The sequence below is a fragment of the Aquimarina sp. ERC-38 genome, assembly GCF_026222555.1.
GTDB lineage: Bacteria > Bacteroidota > Bacteroidia > Flavobacteriales > Flavobacteriaceae > Aquimarina.
The window spans coordinates 3,560,064-3,585,488 of sequence record NZ_CP098511.1; the positions used below are offsets into that span (position 1 = coordinate 3,560,064).

General features: G+C 30.5%; 14 protein-coding genes. 5 read left to right on the forward strand and 9 right to left on the reverse strand.

The window, feature by feature from the left end:
- Positions 1-158: 158 nt before the first annotated feature.
- A complete protein-coding gene (locus NBT05_RS14900) occupies positions 159-893 on the forward strand; it encodes a tyrosine-protein phosphatase (RefSeq protein ID WP_265770667.1) in 735 nt (244 codons plus the stop codon).
- Positions 894-1,221: 328 nt separating this feature from the next.
- Here NBT05_RS14900 and NBT05_RS14905 read toward each other — a convergent pair whose 3' ends face one another.
- The 5 genes from NBT05_RS14905 to NBT05_RS14925 form a co-directional block, all read right to left on the reverse strand.
- Positions 1,222-3,543, reverse strand: a complete 2,322-nt coding sequence (locus NBT05_RS14905) for a GumC family protein (RefSeq protein ID WP_265770668.1) — start codon at positions 3,541-3,543, stop codon at positions 1,222-1,224.
- Between the two features lie 35 nt (positions 3,544-3,578).
- A complete protein-coding gene (locus NBT05_RS14910) occupies positions 3,579-4,388 on the reverse strand; it encodes a polysaccharide biosynthesis/export family protein (protein WP_265770670.1) in 810 nt (269 codons plus the stop codon).
- Positions 4,389-4,455: 67 nt separating this feature from the next.
- Positions 4,456-6,399, reverse strand: a complete 1,944-nt coding sequence (locus NBT05_RS14915; RefSeq protein ID WP_265770671.1) for a polysaccharide biosynthesis protein — start codon at positions 6,397-6,399, stop codon at positions 4,456-4,458.
- Positions 6,396-7,529, reverse strand: coding sequence for a DegT/DnrJ/EryC1/StrS family aminotransferase (locus NBT05_RS14920; RefSeq protein WP_265770672.1), 1,134 nt, complete (start codon positions 7,527-7,529; stop codon positions 6,396-6,398). Before NBT05_RS14920 ends, NBT05_RS14915 begins: the two co-directional genes overlap by 4 nt.
- Before the next feature lie 475 nt (positions 7,530-8,004).
- Complete coding sequence (locus tag NBT05_RS14925; RefSeq protein ID WP_265770673.1) at positions 8,005-8,634, reverse strand: sugar transferase; 630 nt, start codon at positions 8,632-8,634, stop codon at positions 8,005-8,007.
- 528 nt (positions 8,635-9,162) lie between these two features.
- Between NBT05_RS14925 and NBT05_RS14930 the strand changes: the two genes are divergently transcribed.
- Positions 9,163-12,444, forward strand: coding sequence for a T9SS type A sorting domain-containing protein (locus NBT05_RS14930; protein ID WP_265770674.1), 3,282 nt, complete (start codon positions 9,163-9,165; stop codon positions 12,442-12,444).
- A gap of 115 nt (positions 12,445-12,559) precedes the next feature.
- Here the strand turns inward: NBT05_RS14930 and NBT05_RS14935 are convergent, their stop codons facing one another.
- Both NBT05_RS14935 and NBT05_RS14940 read right to left on the reverse strand, forming a co-directional pair.
- A complete protein-coding gene (locus NBT05_RS14935; RefSeq protein ID WP_416346169.1) occupies positions 12,560-13,831 on the reverse strand; it encodes an IS256 family transposase in 1,272 nt (423 codons plus the stop codon).
- A gap of 260 nt (positions 13,832-14,091) precedes the next feature.
- The gene (locus NBT05_RS14940) at positions 14,092-16,887 is read right to left on the reverse strand and encodes a T9SS type A sorting domain-containing protein (RefSeq protein WP_265770675.1); all 2,796 of its coding nucleotides are present in this window, start codon (positions 16,885-16,887) and stop codon (positions 14,092-14,094) included.
- Between the two features lie 695 nt (positions 16,888-17,582).
- On the opposite strand from NBT05_RS14940, the gene NBT05_RS14945 reads away from it, so the two are divergent.
- Together NBT05_RS14945 and NBT05_RS14950 are read left to right on the forward strand one after the other, a co-directional pair.
- Positions 17,583-18,119, forward strand: a complete 537-nt coding sequence (locus tag NBT05_RS14945; protein ID WP_265770676.1) for a serine O-acetyltransferase — start codon at positions 17,583-17,585, stop codon at positions 18,117-18,119.
- Positions 18,120-18,772: 653 nt separating this feature from the next.
- The gene (locus NBT05_RS14950; protein ID WP_265770677.1) at positions 18,773-19,945 is read left to right on the forward strand and encodes a glycosyltransferase family 4 protein; all 1,173 of its coding nucleotides are present in this window, start codon (positions 18,773-18,775) and stop codon (positions 19,943-19,945) included.
- Between the two features lie 149 nt (positions 19,946-20,094).
- Here NBT05_RS14950 and NBT05_RS14955 read toward each other — a convergent pair whose 3' ends face one another.
- Positions 20,095-22,896, reverse strand: a complete 2,802-nt coding sequence (locus NBT05_RS14955; protein WP_265770678.1) for a T9SS type A sorting domain-containing protein — start codon at positions 22,894-22,896, stop codon at positions 20,095-20,097.
- A gap of 483 nt (positions 22,897-23,379) precedes the next feature.
- Here NBT05_RS14955 and NBT05_RS14960 point away from each other — a divergent pair, with 483 nt between their 5' ends.
- Entirely contained in the window at positions 23,380-24,336 is a 957-nt protein-coding gene (locus NBT05_RS14960) for an ATP-grasp fold amidoligase family protein (protein WP_265770679.1), read from the forward strand.
- Here NBT05_RS14960 and NBT05_RS14965 read toward each other — a convergent pair.
- Complete coding sequence (locus NBT05_RS14965) at positions 24,326-25,423, reverse strand: glycosyltransferase (RefSeq protein ID WP_265770680.1); 1,098 nt, start codon at positions 25,421-25,423, stop codon at positions 24,326-24,328. The genes NBT05_RS14960 and NBT05_RS14965 overlap by 11 nt on opposite strands.
- Positions 25,424-25,425 lie beyond the last annotated feature (2 nt).

A 25,425-nucleotide genomic window follows, 5' to 3' on the forward strand; every position in this document is an offset into this window, starting at 1 on the left:
GGATGCCTTTTTAGGATCCATCTTGGTTGTTATAGATTTACCGAAAATTAGGATTTATAGCACCTTTAAGGTATGACGAACATATTTTCATGTATTAAAGTAAATTGTAAATGAGTTATTTCTTACTTTAGTCACACTTAATTCTAATATTAACGCAATTGTTCTTTTCAAAAAATAAAAACATTCCTTTTAAAGAAATTTTACCTGGTGATTATTTAGATTTCCATTCTCATTTACTACCTGGTATTGATGATGGTGCTAAGTCTTTAGACGCTTCGCTTTTATTAATAAAAGAAATGGAAAGAATAGGAGTTAAAAAAATTATTACTACTCCTCATGTAATGAAGGATATGTATCCAAATACTACCACTTTAATTAAAGAAAAGCAAAAAGAAGTTGAACATGCTATTAAAGAAGCAGGTATTATTATGAGTTTTCACGCTGCCGCAGAATACATGCTTGATGAATTGTTTCATACTCGTTTAGTTGATAAAGATGTACTGTTGATTACAGGTGACTATTTATTGGTGGAAATGTCAACTTTTAATCCTCCTATCAACTTAAAGGAACAACTTTTTGATATTAAAGTCTCTGAATATACACCTATTTTAGCACATCCGGAGCGATACAGTTTTTATTTTGATGACTATTCGAAATATGCTGATTTAAAAGATTCCGGATTTTTCTTTCAACTAAACCTATTATCGGTTAAAGGATTTTACGGTGAAGGGGTTCAAAAAACAGCAATGAAATTATTGGAAGATGACATGTATGATTTTGCTGGGTCTGATATTCATAACCTACATCATTTAGAAGTATTGGAAAGAGGTTTTGTAAAGCCTGTTGCTAAAAAGGTGCAGCCTTTAGTATATAATAATAGCTTACTTTATTAATCATTAGTGTCCGGTAAAGTTTTTCAAGACCTGCCTGCGAACGGGCAGATTCCTATCGCTTCTAGAAATAAGAATCAAGACTAATTATTATAATTCTGAAAATCACTATTATAAAATTATCTATGTCGAAAAAACAAATTACTTTTAAAAAGCAAAAAAGCAACTTCTAAATACTTTAAAGTTTGGAATTGCCACATTTTACTACGCTTTATAATTTATTATATTTTTTAACCAGACGTTAATAATTATAAATATTAGATATATAGTGCTATAATTAATTATAATATTAATACTGATAAACTTATCCCTAAATAATTTTAGTTAAAGCCTAGGATTTTGAACCATATCCGTATCCATACCCATATCCCGCTCGGCTTCGAGCACCGTTTAATAGTATGGCCATATTTTCCAATCTATTGCTAGTATATAGATCATAAGGAGTGTTTAATGCATTTTTTTCTGTGAAATTTTCTCTTACTAAATATATAGTTAAATTTGCAGATTCTGCAATTAACAAAGTATCGGTGACCAAACTAACTGGAGCAGTATCAACAATAATATAATCAAAATTATCTTTTAGATAATTCATCATTTCCTGAACTCTTATATTCATTAATAACTCAGATGGATTTGGAGGAATCACACCAGGTGGTAATAAAGTAAGAGGGCTATCGTTTGACTTCTCTTTATACAATACATTTTCCGGTTTTAAATTATGATCAGTAATAAAATTTGAAAATCCAGTTGTATTCATTTTTTGAGGTAGGTCAAAAAATTTATGCATTTTCGGGTCTCTAAAATCTGTTCCAACTAAAACAACTTTTTTTTCAGACAGTGAAAGTACTTTTGATAGATTTGATGAAATTAGCGTTTTACCTTCACCACTGATCGTAGAGGTAACAAAAACTACTTTGCCTTTACCTTTAGTGTCTGTTGAAGCTAATAGAAATTCAAGATTCGTACGAAGGATTCTGAATGCTTCAGCAATACCAGAGCGATCCATACGCGATATTAATAGGTTTTTTGCCTTCTTTTCTTTTGGAATAGATCCTATGAAGGGAATTTCATTTAAATGCTTCATATCATCCTTAGATTCAACTTTTACATTTAATAACCCAGCTAAATAAATAAAGGAAGTTGGAATTATTAATCCAAAAAGAAACGCTGCGATATATATGATTTTCTTTTTAGGAGAAACTGGTAACATAGCGCTAGTTATTATAGCGTCATCAATAATCATCGAATTTGCCTCGGTAACCTTGCTTGTAATTTCTGCTTCTTCCCTTTTTTGTAATAAATACAGATATAGTTGTTCTTTAATCGTAATTTTACGTTGAATATCTATAAGGTCTTTCTGTTGTTTAGGCGCTCTGTAGATTTTACTGGTAAAATACTTATTTTGTTCCTTTAAATTATTATAGGTTAAAGTAATGGAACGTTTAAAGTTATCAAGGTTACTTGCAAGTACTTGTTTTAGTGCTACAATTTGTTGATCCAGATTTACGACAATCGGATTTTGAATACTTGAACTGCGTAGTAATGAATTACGTCTTGTAATTAAACTATTATACCTATTAACAATTTCTAATATACCAGAGTCGCTAAAACCCAAATTAGAAGGAATCATGTTAAAAGAATCTTTCTGATTAGAAATATAATTTCTCATTTCTTCTATCAGGTTCAACTGTGTACCTACCCTATTTAATTCTTCCTGATTACGGGAATCACTATCTGCAATACGTTGCGTTTCTGCTGCTATATCTGTTGTTAATAAATTTTTAGATTTATAACCTGCAGATTGTTCATCCACTTCTTCTAAATCACCAGAGATAATAGAAAGTCTATTATCAATAAAATCAGAGGTTTTTTGAGAGACATTTCTTTTTCTTTCCAGATTGTCTTGGATATATTGATTTAATAACGAATTAATAATATGTTGAGCTCTTAACTTAACCTTATCTTTAAAAGAAATTTGTAAAGTAGTTGATGTTTCACCTACTGGTGACACCTTTAAACGAGAGCTATATTTCATCGCAAGATTTATAGGAGGTATAACTTTAGCATTAATAATGGTACCTACCCTTCCTGACAAATCAGTGTTAGGAGTAATGATTACTTTACCAGCTTTAGTAGTTAAAACTTTACCGAAAGTATTAGATGACAATTCATTTCCTTCTTTGTCTAAAACCGTATATGATTCAGCAGATTCTATTCGAATAGGAATAGAGACTGTATTCTTATTAATAATAGAATCTGCTGAAACTAAATTCAATTTAATAATAGATTCAGGATAATCTTCTACTTCTATAACCCGTCCTTTTTTAAAATACTGTACATTTAAATTTAAATCTTTTACTACTTTGTGCATTAAAGTACGTGAGGTTAAAATAGCCATTTCATTTTCTAGCGTACTCTTGGATTTACCAAAAGAAATGAAATCCTGAAAAGAGGAAAGATCCGGGCCAGAACCAGTTTTCTCCTCATCTGTTATTAATAATGTAGCACTAATTTGATACTCCGGTGCAGTATAACGAATATAAAAATAGGCAGCCGTAATAGTTAATAAAATACATATTAGATACCAATACCATTTTTTTAAATAAATTTCTAATGTCTTTTTTAAGGTAGAGTTATCATTTAAACCTTGCATACTTGTTTTAGTAACCATAGTTATAATTAAACTTGTTAATTATTTCGAAGTATTAAATTAATACCTGATAAAATTACAGCAGTTAAGCTAATTATTATGCTTGCCGTTCTACCATTGTTGTTAGAACGACGAATTTCTGACTTATTAGGTTTTACATATACCACATCATTTTGTGAAAGGTAGTAAACTTCGCTATTAAAAACTGAACTTGAAGTCATATCTAAAACATATGATTTTTTAACGTTATCAACTTCTCTTATAACTAAAACGTCTTTTCGTCTTCCCTTAATAGTCATATCCCCAGCCAGACCTAAAGCCTCAACCACGGTAATACGATCATTTTTAATAGTATAAGTTCCAGGTTTTCGAACTTCTCCAAGTACAGTTACTTTAAAGTTCTCAGTTTGTATATTAATAATCGGATCTTTAACGTATACCAATAGTTTCTCCTGTAGTTTGGCCTTAGCTTCTATCTTATCCAGTCCTGCTAGTTTAATAGTTCCTAGTACTGGAAACTCGATATTTCCCTCAGAATCAATCAAATAAGTTGGAATATTATTTTGAGTTGGTGTATAGCCAGATACAGCTACGTTCCCCTGTAAATCAGAAGTAGTAGCATTTGACATGCCTTGTAAAGGATTAAAGGGTGCTACCGCTGCCATGTCTAATGCAGTAACTGAAATACTAACTAGATCACCTACCTGAAAAACAGGTACATATATTTTTTTTGATAAATTTGAATTTGAAGAATTTAAATCTTGAAAGTAAATAATTTCTTTTGAGTTGTTACATGAAATAAAAGCACTTATACTGATTACAGTTAAGAGTAACTTAGTTAGATTCATTTAGTGTATAGTTATGATAATCGTTATTAACTTATTAGCGGGTAAATGTACTATATATAATTATTATTTAAACTTTTTCCCTTTTAATTTTACCCAAGTTTTTATTTTTTGACTTCTCTTCATTTTTTTGATCTATGCTCTCAAAAGTGGAATTTTTAGAGATATATTCAGGAACGATTTCCTTTAATTTAGATACAATTAAGTTGTCCTGATTTAAAAGATTCATTATGCATAAGTCATCAATTCTATCTTGAACCTTTTTACAATCTAATTCTTCCAGTTGACTGATCATTATTTTTTTGTGATAGGTAGGTAGCGTATTTTCAGTATCTGCTAGTAACTCTTCATATAATTTTTCGCCAGGCCGCAATCCTGTAATTTCAATATCGATATCATTAGGATAGTGTAACCCACTTAATCTAATCATTCGTTTAGCTAAATCGAAAATTTTAACGGATTCACCCATATCAAATATAAATACTTCCCCCCCATTACCCATAGTTCCTGCCTCAATGACAAGTTGGGAGGCTTCCGGAATGGTCATAAAATACCTGGTAATGTCCTTATGAGTTAAGGTAAGAGGTCCTCCCTTTTCTATTTGCTTTTTAAACAATGGAATTACCGAACCGTTAGAGCCTAAAACATTTCCAAAGCGAGTTGTAATGAACTTGGTATCGCTTTTATTATGTTGACATTTTATGTACATCTCTGCAACCCTTTTGGTTGCCCCCATTACATTGGTGGGATTTACTGCTTTATCTGTAGAGACAAAAACAAATTTGTCTACTTTAAACTGCATGGACAAATCCGCTAATTTACGAGTACCTAATACGTTAATTTTAATAGCTTCACATGGATTGTTCTCCATAAGTGGAACATGCTTGTATGCTGCTGCGTGAAACACCATATTGGGTCGATACTTTTCAAATATGGTCTCTATTCGTTGATGATCACGAATATCTGCGACAATGGGTATAAAGTTAGAAACCCCTTTGCTTAATAATTCCTGTTGTAAATCATACAATGGAGATTCTGCCTGATCAACCAGAACTAACTGTTTATATTCAAAGTAAGAAGCTTGTCTTACAATTTCACTTCCTATAGAGCCGGCCGCTCCGGTAATTAAAATAATTTTGTTACTTAATTCGTTTTTAATATTTTGATTTTCAATTGCTATGGGTGCCCTTTCTAAGAGATCTTCAATCTGGATAGGTTTTATTTGAGAAACATTTAAGGTTCCATCAATCCATTCATGAACTGCGGGTATAATTTTTACTTTTACATTTAACTTTAGTAATTTATCGGATATAGCTGATAACCTTTCCTTACTAATATAAGGTATGGAAACTATAATTTCATCTATATTGTACTTAGCTATGAGTGTGGGTGTTATCCAATCCGGGTTCATCACTATAATTCCATTGATGGTTTTCCCTATCTTTTGGGGATTGTCATCAATAAAACCAACAACGCTTACAGATCTTTTAGAATCATTGGTAATAGCCGCTAAAGTTATAAGTCCGGAATCGCCGGCTCCGTAGATCAATACTTTTGAAGTATTACCAAGATGGGACTTTACATAGTAATAACAATATTTAAATATAAGCCTGCTGGTAGTTAGAGATATAATATTAAGCAAGTAATGAATACAAATAATAGATATTGGTATATTTAAAAGTTCTGGTATGAAATTAAGCCGACTAGCAACCATGATAGCTCCACTTAAGGCTATAATCATTGTAACTGCTAGAAATAAATTATAGGCATCCCGCATGCCCGTATGCCGAACTACACCTTTATAAGAACCAATAGCTAAAAAACTAAGAATAGAAAGAAATGCTACCATAGGTAGCTGCACTACTAAAGAACTAATATCAAAGTTGAGAGTAATACCGAACCTGATAACGTAAGCTAGAAAAAAATTAATAATTGTAATAATAACATCAATCGTAAGTACCAGCCATTTTGAGGCATGCTTATGTGAGTTATTAATCATAAAATTTTTAATCATAGTAGTACTTTTTTAATAATGTTTACTACTCGATTAAGATCATCTTCCTCTAAGTTTGAACCACTAGGTAAACACAGACCCCTTTTAAAAATTTGCTCTGAAACTCCATTCGTAAAGGATTTACAACCCGAAAAAACCGGTTGTAAGTGCATAGGTTTCCATAAAGGACGCGATTCAATATTTTCTTCAGCTAAAGCATTTCGTATTTCTTCTCTCATTTCAAAGGATGCCGTAAGAATACAGGACAACCAACGATTGGAATAAAAACCTTCAGGTTCATCTAAGAATTCAATATTTTCAATTTGGCGAAGATGTTTTCTATAATAGTCATAATTAGCTCGGCGATAGGAAACATGTTTTTCCAATACTTTCATCTGTCCTCTACCAATACCTGCGGTTATATTACTCATTCTGTAATTATAACCTATTTCAGAATGTTGATAGTGAGGTGCATCATCTCTTGCCTGAGTAGCAAGAAAAACTGCCTTTTCTTTCACACTAGCATTTTTAGCTACTAAGGCCCCACCTCCGGATGTTGTAATAATTTTATTACCATTAAAGGAAAGAATAGCAATATCGCCAAATGTTCCACATGCTTTATCAAAGTAAGAACTACCCAATGATTCCGCACTATCTTCAACTATTGGTATATTATAGGTGGTAGCTATTTTATGAATTTTATCAACTTGATAAGGCATACCATATAAATGAACGGCAACAATGGCTACAGGCTTTTTTCCATCTGCCATACAGGATTTAATAGCTATCTCTAGCTGATCAGGACACATGTTCCATGTCTTCATTTCGCTATCAACAAATATTGGATGTGCCCCTAGATACTTAATAGGATTTGCAGAAGCTGCAAAAGTCATACTTTGACATAGAACAAAATCACCCGAAGAAACACCTACTAGTTTTAATGCTAAATGTAGTGCTGCCGTACCGCTACTTAAGGCTGCAACATAAACCTCGTCTTTTAAGTAAGAGGCTATATCTTCTTCAAAACCATTGACATTAGGACCAAGAGGTGCAATCCAATTTGTATCAAAAGCTTCTTTTATATAATCCAATTCAGTTCCACCCATGTGAGGTGAGGAAAGCCAAATTTTTTTGGATTTAACTATACTCATAAAATTCCTTTTTGTGATTTACATTACTTGCCCTTATCTTATATCAAATTAATGAATATAATTAATGTGAATGACAATCCAAAAAAAGAAGAAAGGGGGCAGAACTTCCATTTTTATGTTTACTTATACCAATTCCAAAGTAAAAATATAGTTCTAAATTAACATGAGTGATATAAAAATCATTTTTTAGATGTTGTGCATCGAAAACCCGTTTAAATACATGTATAGCAACATTAATGTCCGGTAAAAATTAAGATGGCTATTACTTCTAGAATAAAGAACCAAGACTAATTATTACAATTATGAAACTCAATATTGTTAAATTATTAACGTTAAGAAATAAATCGCTTTTAAATAAGCAAAGAAACAACTTGCAAATACTTTAAAGTTTGGGATCACCTTACTTACTATGCTTTATAAGTTTTCATTTACTTCAACCTGACACTAACAAAATAAAAATATTAATTCAAATCTATTAGTTGTGCCTTTGTTCTTTTAAGGATCTTTCCTCGTCTAAAGGAAGCATAATAGTTTGTGCATCTACAGCAATATCTTCGGATTTAATTACTTTTCTAATAGTTCTAATAAAAATTGATATGTCCAATAAAAAATTTAAATTTTGCACGTAGTAGATATCTTTCTCTAAACGCTTATCCCAACCTAACAAATTACGCCCGGATACTTGTGCTAGGCCCGTAATTCCTGGTCTTACAGAATGACGTAATTTTTCTTGTTCAGTGTAAAAAGGTAAATATCTCGTTAACAGAGGTCTGGGTCCAATAAAACTCATGTCCCCCTTTAACACATTAATAAGTTGGGGTAATTCATCAATAGAGGTTTTCCGTATTACCTTACCAACGCCTGTGAGCCGTTCCCCATCAGATAGTAAATTACCTTGACTATCTGTTTTATCGTTCATTGTTTTAAATTTTAATATTTTGAAAATTTTTTCATTTTTACCAGGACGACTTTGGGTAAAAAATGGTTTTTGATCGTTAAGAAAAAAAAGAGAAATTGTCACTATTATAAATAGCGGAATAAATAGAATAAATAAAAAAAGAGCTGCCATAAAATCAAACAACCTTTTAAAAAATAATAAATACATATAAAAATAAAAATTTAAAACGTTTTGAAAGAAACTTCTAATTACTACGACCTAATAGTAAGACTAAATTAACATATAGGATGTAGGAATGAATATTATTAAGATGATTGATAATATTGTTAAATTTCTTAATTATTGTGCAAAAGTAAATATATATTACATTTGAAAAGCTATAAATCTTGATGATATAAGTAAAATATTAATGAATAGATTTAATTTTGTTTATCTTATTTAATCAAAAAATTAAACGTTTTACTAAATAATTTAATTATAAATAGTATTTTGCATTTATCAAAAATAACTCACTTTATCAACTTACTTTAATTTTATCAAATATGAATTTTTTAAAGATTAACACAATATTCCTACAACATCAACGTTATATCGATGAAACACGTTATTTATCAGTTTAAGTGTTTATAAATATCAAAAATGTTTATTCTTTTTTTTACTTTTCTAAACATTTTTATAATAACATTAAAATTGGAACGTTTTCAACAAACCAACAACAATTAAAATATAACAAGTATGTTCCCCAAACATTTTAAGAAAGCTTTATTATCTACTTTGGTAATAATAGCAATGTCATTGTATATGACAGAAGCAAATGCTCAGAAAATATATGCTTCTTCATTCGGTTTCAATAAGTCTGATGCTACAGAGGCGTTTAGAGCTGCTATGTATGCGAAAGCAGATACTGTGGTTATAGACAGGCAAGCCGGACCCTGGTACATCAAACCTACTCGTTTATTTGATGTCAGTGACAAAGTTATTATTTTTGAAAAAGGAGTCATTATACAAAGTAAGAAAGGTGAATATTCTTCAAGAAACGCAAAATTAATTGATCTATTAAGGCCTAAAAATTTAGAGATTCTGGGATATGGTGCAGAATTACGGATGAATAGAAGTGAGCTTCCAAAATCCCCATCAAGTAGTCAAGGTAGACATGCTTTGACAATTGGTGTAGGTGATAACATTAAAGTAAAGGGATTATCTATTAAAGATGCAATGGGTGATGGGATATACATAGGTGGTTCAGGTAAAAATGATAGTAAAAGCTATTCAAAAAATATTTTATTAGAAGATATATTTGTTGAAAATAGCTATCGTCAAGCTATTACTTTAATTTCTGTCGAAAATTTCACTGCTAAATTTTGTAGATTTATCAAAAGTAATGGTGCTTTACCAGAAGCGGGTTTAGATATAGAACCTAATTATAACTTTGAAAGAATCGTTAACGTAAATTTTGAAGATTGTCGATTTATGGATAACAATCATTCCGGTATTAAAATTGCCGTTGTTAATCTTGATGGTAGTTCTGAACCTATAAGTGTTAATTTTAAAGATTGTTATTTGTATAATAATCATTCGCCGAGTAATAAGTATGCAGCTACAGAAATACATTTAGGTACAAGTAAAGATAAAAGTTATCCGGTTAAAGGTGAAGTGATGTTTGAACGTCTTATGATTGAAAATAGTAATTGGGGAGCTTTATATTCTAGAAAACCTAGTAATTCTTATTTTGTAACTTTCAAAGATTGTGTGTTTAAAGATATTTGTAAGAATGGTGATAAATCTCCAATCTATCTTGAGGTACAAGATTATAGTAATACTTCACCTTTCCTCGGAGGATACAAATTTGAAAATGTTGTTATTGATTATAAAAGTAATACCGAAGCTTTTGTTGTGTTTGGTCACAAAACATTAAAAGGAGTATCTAATATATCAGGAAACATCAATATCATTCATCCCGATTTGAAGAAAGGACTTTATTTACGTGAAGTAAAAAAACAAGAAAACCTTAGTTTAAAGATAAATAATTTGAATGCTTACCCAAAAACTTCTTTAAGTGTATCCGCCACTGTTCCTAATGCAATTGAAAAAACTGAATCTTCCGGTTACTATACTTTTACTCGTTCCGGAGGAGATATAAATTTACCTTTAGCACTTAAATATTCGTATTCAGGTAGAGTTTCAACTAGATTAGATATGCAATATATTGGTATTCATAAGATTATTCCTTCTAATACTCCTAGTGCTAAACTATACATTAACCCCATTAAAGATACTTATGAAGAAGGTATTGAAAATTTTAGAATTACTTTAAAATCAAGCAATCATTATGATAGGGAGGATTCTAAAGGCACTGCTACTTCATATATCTTAGACGAAAAAACACTTGCTCCCATAGCTACTGATGATTATATTAAAATAGATTCAGGTGAAACTAAAAAATCTATAAATGTTATTAAAAATGATAACAAAGGTGGATCTATAGATCCTGATTCACTTGCCCTTATTGACCCAATGGATTCTTCAAATCATCTTCAAGAATATTTTGATCCGAATACTGGTCGATGGAGTGTTAATAAAAAAGATAGTACTATTACTTTTAGTCCTTGTAGTTCAGGGGATAAAAATTGTAATAAAACATTTTCTTCAGGAAAAGCAACTATCAGGTATTATATTGAAGATCAAACAAATACCGAAAATACATCGGCTGAAGTAACTTTCAGTAGAGAAAATACAATTATTCCGGATCCTTTGCCTATTGCAAGAGATGATACCTTTCTATTTACACCTGGTGTGCCTGAGGAGTTATATATTTTAGCTAATGATCAATCCGGAGATGCTATTGATCATTCCACTTTAAAATTAATTAGAGATATTCCAGGAGGTACTAAAGAAGTTGAAGAAATAGATATACCTAATCAAGGATTATGGGCTATTGATTATGATAATGATTTTGTTGTATTTACTCCGAAATTAGAAGACGTAGTACTTGAAAATTTTAAACTGAAATATTCTGTGAAGGATTTTCAAGGAAATACCACTTACGGATATATGATTTTTTCTAAAAAAAAGATTATCATCGATAAATTACCTATCTCCTACGATGACTATGGAAATATTATTCCTAATGATATTTCAGAAATTAATGTCGTAGATAATGATGTAGATGGTGATGAAGTAGTAGTATCTACCCTTAAAATTTTTAATGAAGATTCTGAAACAAGTGAAGGAGTTTATACTGATAACTTATTGATCGAAAATATAGGAGAATGGAAAGTTAATACAACTGACGGAAGTATTAGTTTTTTACCATTTGATCTTGAAAAAATTGAAGGTGAAGAAATTACAATTCAATATGCTATTGAAGATCCACAAGGTAATAAATCTTATGCTACGGTACACTGGTTGAAAAAAAATACTGTTGCTTCTACTATAGTAGCGGTTGATGATATGGATACTTATACTCCTGGTGAAATCACAAATTTAAAAATATTAGATAACGATGAAAACATAGAACTTGCTGATTTATCCACTCTACACCTACTGGATGAAGAAGGTAACGAAATTAAGCAGTTACATTATGAAGATGCTACTTGGAGCGTTAACGAAGATGAATATAGTATTGTTTTTGATCCTTGCGGTTCTGAAAGTAACACTTGTTCAAATAGTTTTTCTAAAGAAAAAGCTGAAGTTTTGTATTCCATCAAAGATAAAAATGGAATACCTGTGACAGCGAAGATTGTTTTAGAACGAAAAAATAATCTAAGTGTAACTAAGGTTGAAAATTATATTTATCCAAATCCAAATAGTGGTAGTTTTGAAATTGTTATGAAGGAAGATGTTTCTGATGCAATTATTACGGTTACAGATCTTACTGGAAAAACTATCATAAAACAACAAAATTTGAGTGGTCATACTTTTAAAGTTGATTTGGTTGACAATCTATCTAAAGGTCTGTATATTGCTAATGTTAAAACTAATGGTATAATAAATTCTATTAAATTTATAATTAATTAGATAATTTTAAATTTACAATTAAACCTGTATAAAAAATTAGACAGGTTTTTTAGGTAGTGTAAATTAAACTCTGTCTGAGTTATTTTTTCTTATCCATTTCAAAATTAGTCGAAACTTATTTTCGACTGATTTTGGAATGCGACCTAGCGTCAGCGACACGTTTTGATTGGTTTTTACCAATATCCAGGTTTATCCTATCCTCAAAGATAATATAAAGTTGCTGTATGGTAGAGTTCCAGTTGTGCAGAGGGCTTGTCCACTTTTTCTGGATGTTCATCGTAGCAAGGTAAACGAGCTTGAGCAGTGCCATATCATTTGTAAAGGCACCCTTGGTCTTGGTTACTTTGCGTACCTGGCGATGGTACCCCTCTACAGCGTTCGTGGTATAGATGATTTTTCTAATAGGTGCTGTATACTTAAAGTACTGTGATAGATGCTCCCAGTTGTTTTGCCAACTTTGAATGACTACCGGATATTTTTCTTCCCACTTGCCCGATAGCTTTTCCAGTTCATCCTCTGCCACTTGTTTATTTGTTGCCCGATAGACTTTTTTAAGGTCCCTCATAAATTCCTTTTGATCCTTTGAAGCTATATACTTTAAGGAGTTACGTATTTGGTGAACGATACAAAGTTGAACCTCAGCTTTGGGGAAAACACCGAGTATCGCATTAGTAAATCCTTTTAGGTTATCGGTACAGGCTATCAAAATATCTTCAAGCCCCCTATTGTTAAGGTCGGTGAGTACCTGCAACCAGAAGTTAGCACCTTCGCTCTCAGATAAGTATATCCCTAGTATTTCTTTTTGCCCCTCTTTGTTAATTCCCAAGATGTTGTAAAGTGCCTTGTGAACGATCTTCCCTTCTACTTTAACCTTGTAGTGCATAGCATCTAACCAGACGATGCAGTATAAAGGTTCTAGAGGACGGTTCTGCCATGCTTTTACATCCGGAATGATCTTATCTGTAATCTGGCTTAGCACGGTATGGGAGATCTCTGTGTCGTACATCTCTTTGATGTGTGAAGAGATATCACGGTAGCTCATCCCCAGGCCATAGAGACCGATTATTTTATCTGAAAGGTTGTCTGCCAGGATACTTTGCCGCTTTTTGACCAGCTCTGGTTCAAAGCTACTGAGACGATCTTGAGGGGTTTCAATATCAAAAGTCCCAAAACCGCTCTTGATGGTCTTCTTGCCCTTGCCATTACGTTTGTTTCCTTTGGAACGTTCAACATCGTCCAGGTGACCTTCCATCTCAGACGCTAAAGCCTTCTCAATAAAACTTTTAAGCATTAGTGCAAAAGCACCATCTTTACTAAAAAGACTCTTACCAGACATAAATTGCTCTAGTGCCTTCTTCTCTAATTCTTGTTGTTCTTGTGTTGTCATAATATCTCATTAAAATTAAACTAAAATTTTAATCAGACAGAGTACGGTTTACACTCTCTTATTTATTAAATTAATTTTAATGTTATTTAATTTATATTAAATATGTAGACTTATGGATATTAATAATTCTATGTAAAACACTAATATCAACGTTTATGTTATAAGATGTATTGAACTCTTTATAATATAACGAAATAGCATATCATTATTTTTATAGAACTATGTGCTTTCCTTAATTAAAACTAATATTCATTCTAAATTTACTTTTTAATAAACATTTTAGAATTTGACTCACCGTTACTTAATATTCTAACAAAGTAACTACCATTGGGCAATACATTAGTATTAATCAATATCTTATTATTGTTAATACCTTCTAATCTCTCTATTAAAAGTCTTCCTTGCAAATCAAAAATTTGAATTTGATATTTTTCAACTAAATTTTGGTTCATCTGTACTATTAATTTATCCTGAACAGGATTCGGATATAACCAAAAATCTTCGTTTATATTCTTATTATTTTTTTCGATATTGGATGTTTTATTTTTTTTGATTGAAGATGTACAACTTCTAATGACCCTAACATTATCAATATATAAAAGATTACCAATTGTAGTAGCTTTTGTAGGGAAAAAATTAATTTGAGAAATACCGGAGTCGTTTGCTACAAAATCAAATTGGTATCGATCATATGAAGCTGTTTTAACGTCTGTTCCGTATTTCGTATTGCTAGCCAAACATACGTAAGAATCAGCATTCTTTCCAGTAGAAGTATTAATACTTTTACCATCAAAGCTAAAAGTATACGTTTCTCCTGGTATTAAATTATCTAACAGTAAATGATATTCACTCCATCCTGCTGTATTCGATTTAATTTGAACAGCATAATCACCTGAACTGGAATCGTCAGTCAATTTTATAGTAGCGGTATTATGTCTTATCCAATTAGTTAACTCATCTTTTTCTACATTTGCGTTGGTTGGATCTTGTTTTGCAAATAAATTGATAGGTAATAATTTAAAGTTATCTACCCATAGAGTAGCCAACGCCTCACCATCGTCATTATTTAAAGTAGGATAAAAATATATGGTTTTATTTGCATATAAAGAATTTGGTTCGGCTGAACCTGTTCTAAAGCGAATACGATAATTCTCATAATCAGCGCTAGTTATGTAAACTCCCCTTTTTTTAATATCATACGTTACATACGCGGATCCTCTAAAGTTACCAGTGCTATTTAAACTTTTAGCATCGAAAAATAATAAATATTCTGTATTCGGAGTTAGTTTAGAAAATTCATATTTTCCATTACCCCAACTTTTTACGTTTGCTTTTAATTTTACTGCATAAGAACTAGAAAAAGCTTCTCTAACTGTTTCTAAAGTAACTTGACTATCTTTTGTCCAGTTAGTACTAAGGGCGGAACTTTCATTTTTAATACTCGTGGGATCGCTTTGTGTAAATTCATATTCATTACAATTTGTATAGCATGGTATAGCAAAACTTCCGTAATCCACCTGATTATAAAATTCTTCAATATTAGTATATCCATCCCCATCGCAGTCATCGTTGTAGGATTGCGATAAATCCCCGAAAACGCGTATTTCCCAAGCATCAGACATACCATCCTTATCAGTATCATAATTAGCATCCCGTCTAACCATTTTAAATTTAGGTAGTTTCCATTTTTTAGTATTATTAGCGTCGTACCATTGATTCATAGTTATAGTTCTCAAAAATATCATATCTAAACTATCAGAGTCTCTTTCTATAAATCCACCTTCTGTAATAAAGCTATTTGCTCCTGCATTTCCGGAAGTTAAAACTTGAGTAAAAGCTTCTTGCGCACTTTTAACCTGGTATTTATTCGGAAAATTATTCTTATGTTCAGATTCTACAAAAAAATCAGAAGAAACTGGTCTGGTTAATTCAAGTCCAAACTTTCCACCATTTATGGGTACTACATCAATTTCAGCCCAAATTGTATCATTACTTTTTACCTCATCACCGTCTAAAATTCCCTGATAATAATTTCTGTGACTATATATTAACGGATAACCACCGTTATTGTCATCTACATCTCTATCAATATGACTCCAACCTTTTTTTTCGTTTGGAAAAAGGCGTACATTATCCTGATAAGAATAATAGTTTGATATGTGATTAAGATTTAATCCTCTACTCACATTTGAGTTTTTTGTCGGAGTATTATGGATTATGTTATTTATGATTTCTCCATTTCCTTCAAAAGACATATTTGGAGTTCGATTAACAGAATTAAAAATGTTTTGCAGGATGGAGATATTCTTAATTTTATCTGCAAGAATACTATCATTTTTATTTACACCAAAAACACATCCAGTATTGGAATCGGCAACTATATTATTAGAGAAAGTAAAGTTTCCACCTGGTCCAAAATTCCCATTAGCATAATCGTCAGTTGCACCTAAAGTAAAAGCTTTATCTTGTGCAAATGAAAAAGAGCAATGATCTACAATTGAATTATTTGCTCCAGCCAATAGTAAACCGTAAGTAAAATTATCGTCTGATGTATCTAGAAGTCCATTTTTATTAAAAATTGGTCGACTTTTTATAAAACGAATTATTAAATTTTGGTTGTTTCCATTCCTACCATCAAACCTAAGATTTCCTCCGGTTATCGTGACTCCACCTTGAGGAGCAGATTGTCCAAAGATAGTTTTATTGTTAATATTGGGGATTCCACTAAAACCAAAATCTTTATTTGTTCCACCAGTATCAAGATTTATAACCATAGAACGATCAAATATAATATAAGCAGGATTGGGATGTTGTAGAGCGGCATAAAGCCCGCCAGTATAATGTGCATCAGTTTTACTAGCTGCACTGTGAAATGTTAATGGTACTTTTCTCTTGTCCGTATTAACAATTATTAAATCTCCTCCTCTACCTCCGGATGCCTTTGATCCTGCTCCAAAGGCTGTAGGAAAAGCTTTTAATGGGGAATTGTAACCATTCTGCGAAATTATTTGACTTGAATAAATAATAAACATAATAATTAAGTGATAAATTTTCATTTTATTAAAATTTAAATTAACATATAACTAAAAGTCGATGTTAGTTTTAAAATGTTACTTAATAAATTCATAAATAAACCTAACCGTAAAATTTTATTATATGATTAGCAAGGTATGAGTGATTTGTAATATTCAAGTTCTTTCTTTTATGATGATCAACTTCTTTGCCATCCCATTAGAAGTAAGTATAGCTATCGGCAAAATCCATATTAAATATATCTCGACAACACTTGAAGTCTCAAGGAATTTGTTCCGCAATTTTTCTTAATTTGAGATAGATACTATTTATAATGATAATAGTGAAAAAAGCTTAAATAGTACCATATTGTGAAATAAAATTCTTACCAGTATATAGATCAGTGAACCTCTATTTTTGACTTATAAGTAAAGTATAGCTTTTCCAACTATGAGAATTATATGTTATATATTACGACTAAACTCAGGAAGGTATATACAATTAATATTTCTTTCACATATTTCTCATATAGAATACATAGAGATTATTTTAGTTTGATTATTTTTTTGACTATACAAATTTCTGACAATCTTTATTTTATCATTAAAAGTTGAAGAAACCTTATTATAGTTTATAGACTTTATCCTTGAAATTATTAAGCGTAAAAACTTACATTTGTTATTTAAAATAGTACAGTCATATGTTTAAGAATAACAATCCATAGTTCATTAATTAAATTATGAAACAAATAATAAAAACTGATCTCTATAGATATAAGCAACATACCTCAATCTTAAAGGGTTTACTTATACCTGGTTTTAGATACACGTATTTTCTTCGAAAAGCTTCGCAATATAAAAAACTATCAGTTCTAGGTCTACTATATCGATTTATTCATAGAAGATTAGGGTATAAATTTGGTTTTCAAATTCCACCTAATACAAAAATTGGGAAGGGTTTATTCCTAGGTCATTTTGGTACCGTTGTCATAAATGAACAGGTAACCATTGGTAATTATTGTAATATAGCACATACGGTAACCATTGGTCGCGCTAGTAGAGGTAAACTACAGGGAAGTCCAACTATTGGTAACCAGGTATGGATTGGAACAGGAGCAGTTATCGTAGGTAAAATATCAATTGGTTCTGATGTAATAATTGCTCCTAATGCTTATGTAAATATGAATATTCCCGAGCATTCTATAGTTATTGGAAACCCTGCAAAAATTATTAAAAAAGATAATCCTACTAAGGGATACATTAATCATATTCTTTAAAATTGGATAGCTTCTTTATATGTAATAACTAAAAAAGTTCACAACATAATTGAAGAATTATTGGAAGATAAAAGTTGAATAGAATAAACAAAAATATTTCCTGTTTTGATATTGCAGACTATACATATGCATATAGCTCCAGGTTATAAAGAACTTTACTAAGAATACTATTAAACAGAAGTATTTTTTACTGGTGGGGCTAAGACAACCTATCAAGTAACTATTAAAATTTAAAAGTAAGTAAACATAGTTCTACTTTAATAAATCCGTTTGTAAGTCCGGTTGAATGCGTTTCAAAAATAAACTGTTCTCAAGAATAATAAGTGTTAAAATTAACAGGTTATAACTTTTTACAAATATAAAATTTTGATAATGAAGTGGTTTAAACTTTTCTGATTGAAGCGAAAAATAGGTATTTTTTGCTTAATTGAAATCATTTTTCAGTTGCATAGCCGTAGCTACGGAACTTAAAAATGATAAAAAGTAAGTGAAAAAGAACATTTTGCAGCCAATTAAGGAAAGTTTAAACAACTTCAATATGTATAAATCATACATAATATGTAAAATGAATATATTTGTGCATTTGTAACAAGCTTTATTAGTATTACAACTAAAAAGGTTACTAAGACCTCAGAATTCTATGAATTATATTTATGACAAATAAAATTATTCGAGTAACTACAGTACCTGGTTCACTTAATAAACTTTTAAAAGGACAGCTAAGGTTTATGAGTAAACATTTTGAAGTTATAGCTATATCTAGCAGAAAAGATTCAGTTACATCAACCTCTGGTATTAGTAATGTAGCTATCAATGAAGATGTGGAGGTTTATTCAGTAGAAATGACTAGAAAGATCACTCCGATTCAGGATTTAAAAGCAGTTTATCAACTTTATAGAATTTTTAGAAAAGAGAAACCAGATATAGTACATAGTCACACGCCTAAAGCTGGTACTGTTGCTATGATAGCAGCAAAACTTGCAGGAGTCCCGCAAAGGCTTCATACCATAGCCGGCTTACCTTTGTTAGTTACAACAGGATTTAAACGCACTCTATTGGATACGGTAGAAAAAGTTACTTATGGTTGTGCGACAAAAATATATCCGAATTCCTTTGGACTGAAAGATATTATAATAGCAGCGCAATTTACTAAACCTAGTAAATTAAAAGTTATTGGAAGGGGAAGTTCTAATGGTATTGATACCACTTATTTTTCACCTAATTCTATTTCTAATGATGATAGAAAGAGTCTTAAAAAGCAACTTGATATTTCAGAAGACGATTTTGTTTTTATCTATTTAGGAAGGATTACTGGAGATAAAGGAATTAAGGAATTGGTAGAAGCATTCAAAAATATAAAACAAAATCAACCTTCAAAATTACTTATTGTAGGTACTTTCGAACCGGATTTGGATCCAATACCCTCCTCTACTCAAAAAGAAATCGAATTAAATTCTAACATCCTTCTAGTTGGTTGGCAGAAAGACGTTCGTCCATACCTGTCTATTGCCCATGTGTTAACTTTTCCCAGTTACCGTGAAGGATTTCCAAATGTAGTAATGCAAGCCGGAGCTATGGGTATTTTTAGTATTGTAAGTAATATTAATGGATGTAATGAAATTATTAAAGAAAGCAAAAATGGATATATTATTCCCGTAAAAGACAGTCATTCATTACAAAATGCGATGGAAAAAGTTTTAGATAACAAATTAGAAATTATAAATAACACTGATATTTATAGAAAAATTATAGTTGATTCTTATGAACAACAATTTATCTGGGAAGAACTTTTAAATGAATATCATTTACTATTAAGAACAATATAAAGTGAAGCCGTCTCATAACTCAATGAAACGGCTTTTTTTGTTGTTTTTTCTCGGACTCCTATCCGTGAATGGTTATCAAATACTCAATTCTTAGAAAGGTCGATTAGGTATTGAGACACTTTCACTTCAATGGTGTAACCAATAGAAAACTAATTTTTGATAAAAGTTTGTACTTCACTATTAAATTTAATAAAGTAGGTTCCTGTAGGTAACTTAGAAATATCAACAGAAGTTTTATTATTTGTTATACTGATGTTCTTTTTATCTTCTAAAACCCTACCTTGTAGATCAAAAATTTGTAAATGATATATATCACGATTATTTGTTGGAAAAGTATATAATTGAATATTGAGTTTATTTTCTGAAGGATTAGGATAAATCTTGAAGTGTTTTATAGAGTTAAGTTTATTTCCGGCAGTAGTATTTGATTTATCTGAAAGTGGAAAATTACAAGACTTAACAATACGAATATTATCAATAAATAATTTTTCTCCAGCTGCTACTTCCAGTGTTGGATAAAATCGTATCTCTTTTGACGTAGCATTAATGTCAGTAGTAAAGTCAAAATTGAAATTTTGATAGTTCATACTATTAACACCTTTCCCTCTTATATCTATACTTTCAGCTACGTATCCGCTACCAGGTCCGGCACCTTCTGCATTCAAACTTTTACCATCAAAAAACAAAGTATATTTAGTATTAGGAAGTAAATTTTTAAAATTTAACATGTAGTATCCATGAGCCTTTCTTATAGCCTCTAATCTAACCGCATAATTACCAACGGTACTTTCTGTAGTTATAGAAATATGAGTAGCATTATCTCTAGTATACCAATTCGATAAATTATTAGATTCATTTTCTTGTAAAGAACTTGTTGGATCCACAGTATTATAATAATTAGTAATAGCTTGTATCTTTAAATTATCAATCCAAATTATCTCATTAGCCATTTTATTTAAAGTTGGATAAAATAAAATGGTATCATTTACTAAATTTTTTCCGGTTTCTGCATTATTAGTTCTGAATCGTAATCGATACTCCTTATAATCTGCACTTGTTATTGAAACTCCGGTATTATTTATATGATTAGTAACATAACCGGATCCATGAAATACTCCTGAGCTATCCGAACTTTTACCATCAAAGAATAATAAATACTCAGTATCTGGTTTTAAGTTTTTAAATATATACTTAGCATAAGCATATCCTTTTTTATTAGATTTTAATTTCATCACATAATTGCTTTTAAAACCATCTCGCTCTATAGTATAAGTAATACTATTATGAATTTTCCAATTTGTACTTTTACTTGAATTCTCACTAACCATACTAGTAGCATCTTGTTCTGAATACAAGTATTCCTCACAGCCTAAATCGCATGGCAATGAATGCCTACCATAATCTACCTGATTATAGAATTCTTCAATATTTGTATAACCGTCTCCATCACAATCTCCATTATAACTTTCTGCTAAACTATTAAATACCCTTAATTCCCAAGCATCAGCCATCCCATCTTTATCAGAGTCGTAATATGAAGGTCTTTTATATGGTTCCCCGTTTCTAAGAGGTAGTTTAGGCATTACCCAATTAATTGGTTTTAACGGTGTATAATTGGGATCATCGTTAGCAATATAAGTTAATTGCGAAGAATCATAAGAATCCAGGTAAAAACGAACATAGCCTCTATCATCGATATATCTTGAGGCACCAACATTTTTAGAAATAATCACATTTCTAAAAGCTTGAAAAGCATCAACCTGATTATAAGGGTTTGAAAAATCGTGGTTATGCGCAGAATTTACAAAATAAGAATTATCAGCTGGTGGAGATTTTGGTCCTAAATTTTCTTTCCAAATTTTTCTATTATCTTCGTTTTCTAATCCGTTAAGAATAACATGGTAATAATTTAAATTAGAATATATAGATGGGTTTCCTGGTGAACTATCCAAATCAACTTGAATAACGTTAAACCCTTCATTCATAACACCTTCTCTTATAGGCCTTTGCTGACTATAATAATTTCCAATATGATTTAGTTTTAATTTATGAAAGGTTACTGAATTTTTATTAGGCGTATCATTTGCTATGTTATTAATTATTTCTCCATTACCAGAAAATGCCATATTAGGTGTTCGATTAACAGCATTAGATGCGTTGTTAAAAACAGAAACGTTACCAAAGAACTTCTCAGGATCCCCTTTTTGATTAGGATAAACAGAAAAATAATAACCTGTATCTGAATCAGCAACAAGATTATTAGAAAATGTAAAATTTTCACTACGTCCATGACCTCCTTTGATATGCTCTTCACCTATAGTTGCCCCCATAGCTTTATCAAACGCAAAAGAAAATGAACAATGATCTACGATACAATTATTTCCACCACGCAAGTTTAGTGCCCACGTCCATTCATCGTCAATAATATTCTTAGTTTTTTCATCGACAGGCTGTAAACTATCTTTATTTACAATAGGTCTACTTTTCAAATATCTGAAAACTAAATTATTATTTGCTCCGAAGCGTCCATCAAACCGAAAAGTTCCTCCTGTAATATTTACACCCCCTTTTGGAGCGGATTGACCAAAAATAGTTTTATTCCGAACATCTGGTATACCTTCAAATTTAAAATCTCCACTGGTACCTCCCTTCCCCAATTTTATAACTAATGCACGGTCAAAAATAATGTAAGCTTTATTCGGATATTGTAAAGCGGCATATAACCCTCCTGTATAATGTTTATCTGTAGTCGCGGTAGCTTCATGTAAAGTTAAAGGAACGTGCGGATTATTAGTATTAACAATGATAAGATTCCCTCCTCTACCTCCTGATGCATTCGATCCAGCTCCGTAAGCGCTGGGAAATGCTTTTAAGACTGGATCATATCCATTTTGAGTATGAACTTGGATCACATATAAAGCGATTAAAACAATCAAGTAATAATTTTTCATTTAATCTAAGTTTTAAATTAGTTTATAACTAAAAGGCGCTATAAACATTAATCCGTTACTTAATAAAATCATAAAATCTATAATTGTTTAAAATTATTGATACAATTAAAAGTTAGTAACTATGAACTTACTTGAATATCCATTCAAGTATAAAAAGTTCAAGGGAATTTCTTTAAATTATTACAATTATAAAATGCACTTTTTATGTAGTTTCCCGTGATAAAAATCCTCACAATTAATTGAAATAATACTTAACAAAAAAGAAAGGCTATTTTTCAATAAATCACTATTTAAAGTATAATACTAATTATCTGCCTTTTATTTAAATACTATTTTCTATTTATTAAACCAAAGTAGTTTAATTAAGAGTATTATAAACTTATGTAATTTTCATTGCAAGCTTATCACTCAAAACTTACCTTTACATCTTCTTAAAACAATCTCTTTTTTATAATAAATATTTCTTTCTATTTATAACGATCTATGAAACAATTAATTAAAAGAATTTATCGTGAAAGTAGATTTGGGTTTTATATATCTCATCCCTTTATAAAGTTTTACCAATTCTTTTCGATGAAGAAATTTTTAACTTCTGAAAAATTAATAAAAAAGAGGTTTAAAAAAACTTTTAATTACGATTTAAATTTAAATAACCCTAAAACATTAAATGAAAAGGTTAATTGGTTAATAATTAATGAAACTAATCCGATAGCTACTAGTTTAGTAGATAAGTACCTAGTTAGAAATTATATTAAGGAAGAAATTGGGGAAAAATATCTTATTCCTTTATTATTTAGAACAGCCAAAGTAAGTGATATTATTCCTAAAAATTTACCAAATTGTCCATTTATCATTAAAACCACTCATAATAGCTCGGGTGGTATAATTATTAAAAATAAACAGGATCCTACATTAAATTGGAATAAAATTAGAAGTACACTTCGGTGGAATTTAGCTGATAATTATTACTGGCATTGTAGAGAAAAACCTTATCAGAATATTCAACCTCAAATTATTGTTGAAAAATTATTGTTTGATAAAAATAATATGCTTCCCAATGATTATAAAGTACATTGTTTTAATGGTAAAGCTATAATGACAAGTGTCTATTCTGGACGGTTAGAGGGCAATCTTAAAGCAACAACCTATTCTAATAGTTGGGAACCTTTACCATACATATGGTCTGGGGTTGTAAAAACGATCACTACAAGAAATGATGAAATAGATCCAAAACCCCCCAATTTTGAGTTAATGATTGAATTATCCGAGAAACTCGCGACTAGTTCGGATTATTTAAGAATAGATTGGTATGATATTAATAATAAATTATATTTTGGTGAAATTACATTTTATCATCAGGGAGGTCTTGCGCCAATTATTCCAAAGGAATGGGACCAAAAATTGGGAATGAAACTAAAGTTAACAACGTTTAATTCTTAATTTCTAGATATAGTTGGTTGTAATTATAAACCATTGTATTAATATCAAATCTAGAGGCTCTCTTTAAACACTTTTGAATAACTTCATCTTTATACTCTTTATTTGTACTAAGTTTAATAATAGCTTCATAAAGTGTTTTATGATCTTGATCAGGGAAAAGAATTCCGGCTTCTTCTACAACCTCAGTTAAACCTGGAACATCCGAAGCTAAGAATGGATTTCCAGAAGCTAAACCTTCAACACTAGATAGAGATAAACCTTCAAAATGAGAAGAAAGGACAACTATGTCAACTGTTTTAAGTAATTCCGGAATATCCTTTCGTACACCTAAGAAAACAACTCTATCAGATATTTCTAATTCTTTGACAAGTTTTTTACAATTTTCCATAGTTTTACCCTTTCCAGCAAAAAATAAATAATAAGAATCTGGTAGTAGTGCAAAAGCTCGAATTAAAGTCGTTTGATCTTTTTGAATTGTAAAACTTGAAACTTGTAAAATGGCTGTATTAACCTCTGTTATATTTATAATACTTTTATCATAAGACTTTGCTTTATTAATTATGTCTAAATCAATACCATTATAAACTTTGCGTATATAAGGAGGCTTATTTAATGATTTCAAATATATTTTCAAACTCTCATCTACAGCATTTGATATGGTAATAATTAAATCATATCTAGGATAGATAATTTTATCGAGATATTTTAATATAAAATTACTTCTTCTTTTATTAGTGGTATTATGTTCTGTAAAGACTAGTTTATAGGTTCGATTCGGATTAAAAAACTTTGATAATGCGGCCCAGTATAAAGTTGGAAAAAGATGTACATGCACGATATCATAGTTTTTAAAAAATTTGTTTAATTTAAAAGATAGTATAGGGTTATATATATTTAGATTCGTACCTAAATAATGTACAGAAATATTTGTATTATCTTCTAATATTTTTTCAAAGGGAGAATTCGTTTTTTTTAATATTAATAAAGATACTATATGTCCTAGATTTTGAAATTTTATTGAGGTATCTACAACTAACTTTTCAGCTCCACCTGCTGCTAGTGTTGTAATAAATTGAATAATTTTCATTT

Bases quoted from the DNA above. Each gene is read 5' to 3' on its own strand.
- NBT05_RS14905 (WP_265770668.1), bottom strand. From the start codon at position 3,543: ATGCAAGGTTTAAATGATAACTCTACCTTAAAAAAGACATTAGAAATT.
- NBT05_RS14910 (WP_265770670.1), bottom strand. From the start codon at position 4,388: ATGAATCTAACTAAGTTACTCTTAACTGTAATCAGTATAAGTGCTTTT.
- NBT05_RS14915 (WP_265770671.1), bottom strand. From the start codon at position 6,399: ATGATTAAAAATTTTATGATTAATAACTCACATAAGCATGCCTCAAAA.
- NBT05_RS14920 (WP_265770672.1), bottom strand. From the start codon at position 7,529: ATGAGTATAGTTAAATCCAAAAAAATTTGGCTTTCCTCACCTCACATG.
- NBT05_RS14925 (WP_265770673.1), bottom strand. From the start codon at position 8,634: ATGTATTTATTATTTTTTAAAAGGTTGTTTGATTTTATGGCAGCTCTT.
- NBT05_RS14930 (WP_265770674.1), top strand. From the start codon at position 9,163: ATGTTCCCCAAACATTTTAAGAAAGCTTTATTATCTACTTTGGTAATA.
- NBT05_RS14935 (WP_416346169.1), bottom strand. From the start codon at position 13,831: ATGACAACACAAGAACAACAAGAATTAGAGAAGAAGGCACTAGAGCAA.
- NBT05_RS14940 (WP_265770675.1), bottom strand. From the start codon at position 16,887: ATGAAAATTTATCACTTAATTATTATGTTTATTATTTATTCAAGTCAA.
- NBT05_RS14945 (WP_265770676.1), top strand. From the start codon at position 17,583: ATGAAACAAATAATAAAAACTGATCTCTATAGATATAAGCAACATACC.
- NBT05_RS14950 (WP_265770677.1), top strand. From the start codon at position 18,773: ATGACAAATAAAATTATTCGAGTAACTACAGTACCTGGTTCACTTAAT.
- NBT05_RS14955 (WP_265770678.1), bottom strand. From the start codon at position 22,896: ATGAAAAATTATTACTTGATTGTTTTAATCGCTTTATATGTGATCCAA.
- NBT05_RS14960 (WP_265770679.1), top strand. From the start codon at position 23,380: ATGAAACAATTAATTAAAAGAATTTATCGTGAAAGTAGATTTGGGTTT.
- NBT05_RS14965 (WP_265770680.1), bottom strand. From the start codon at position 25,423: ATGAAAATTATTCAATTTATTACAACACTAGCAGCAGGTGGAGCTGAA.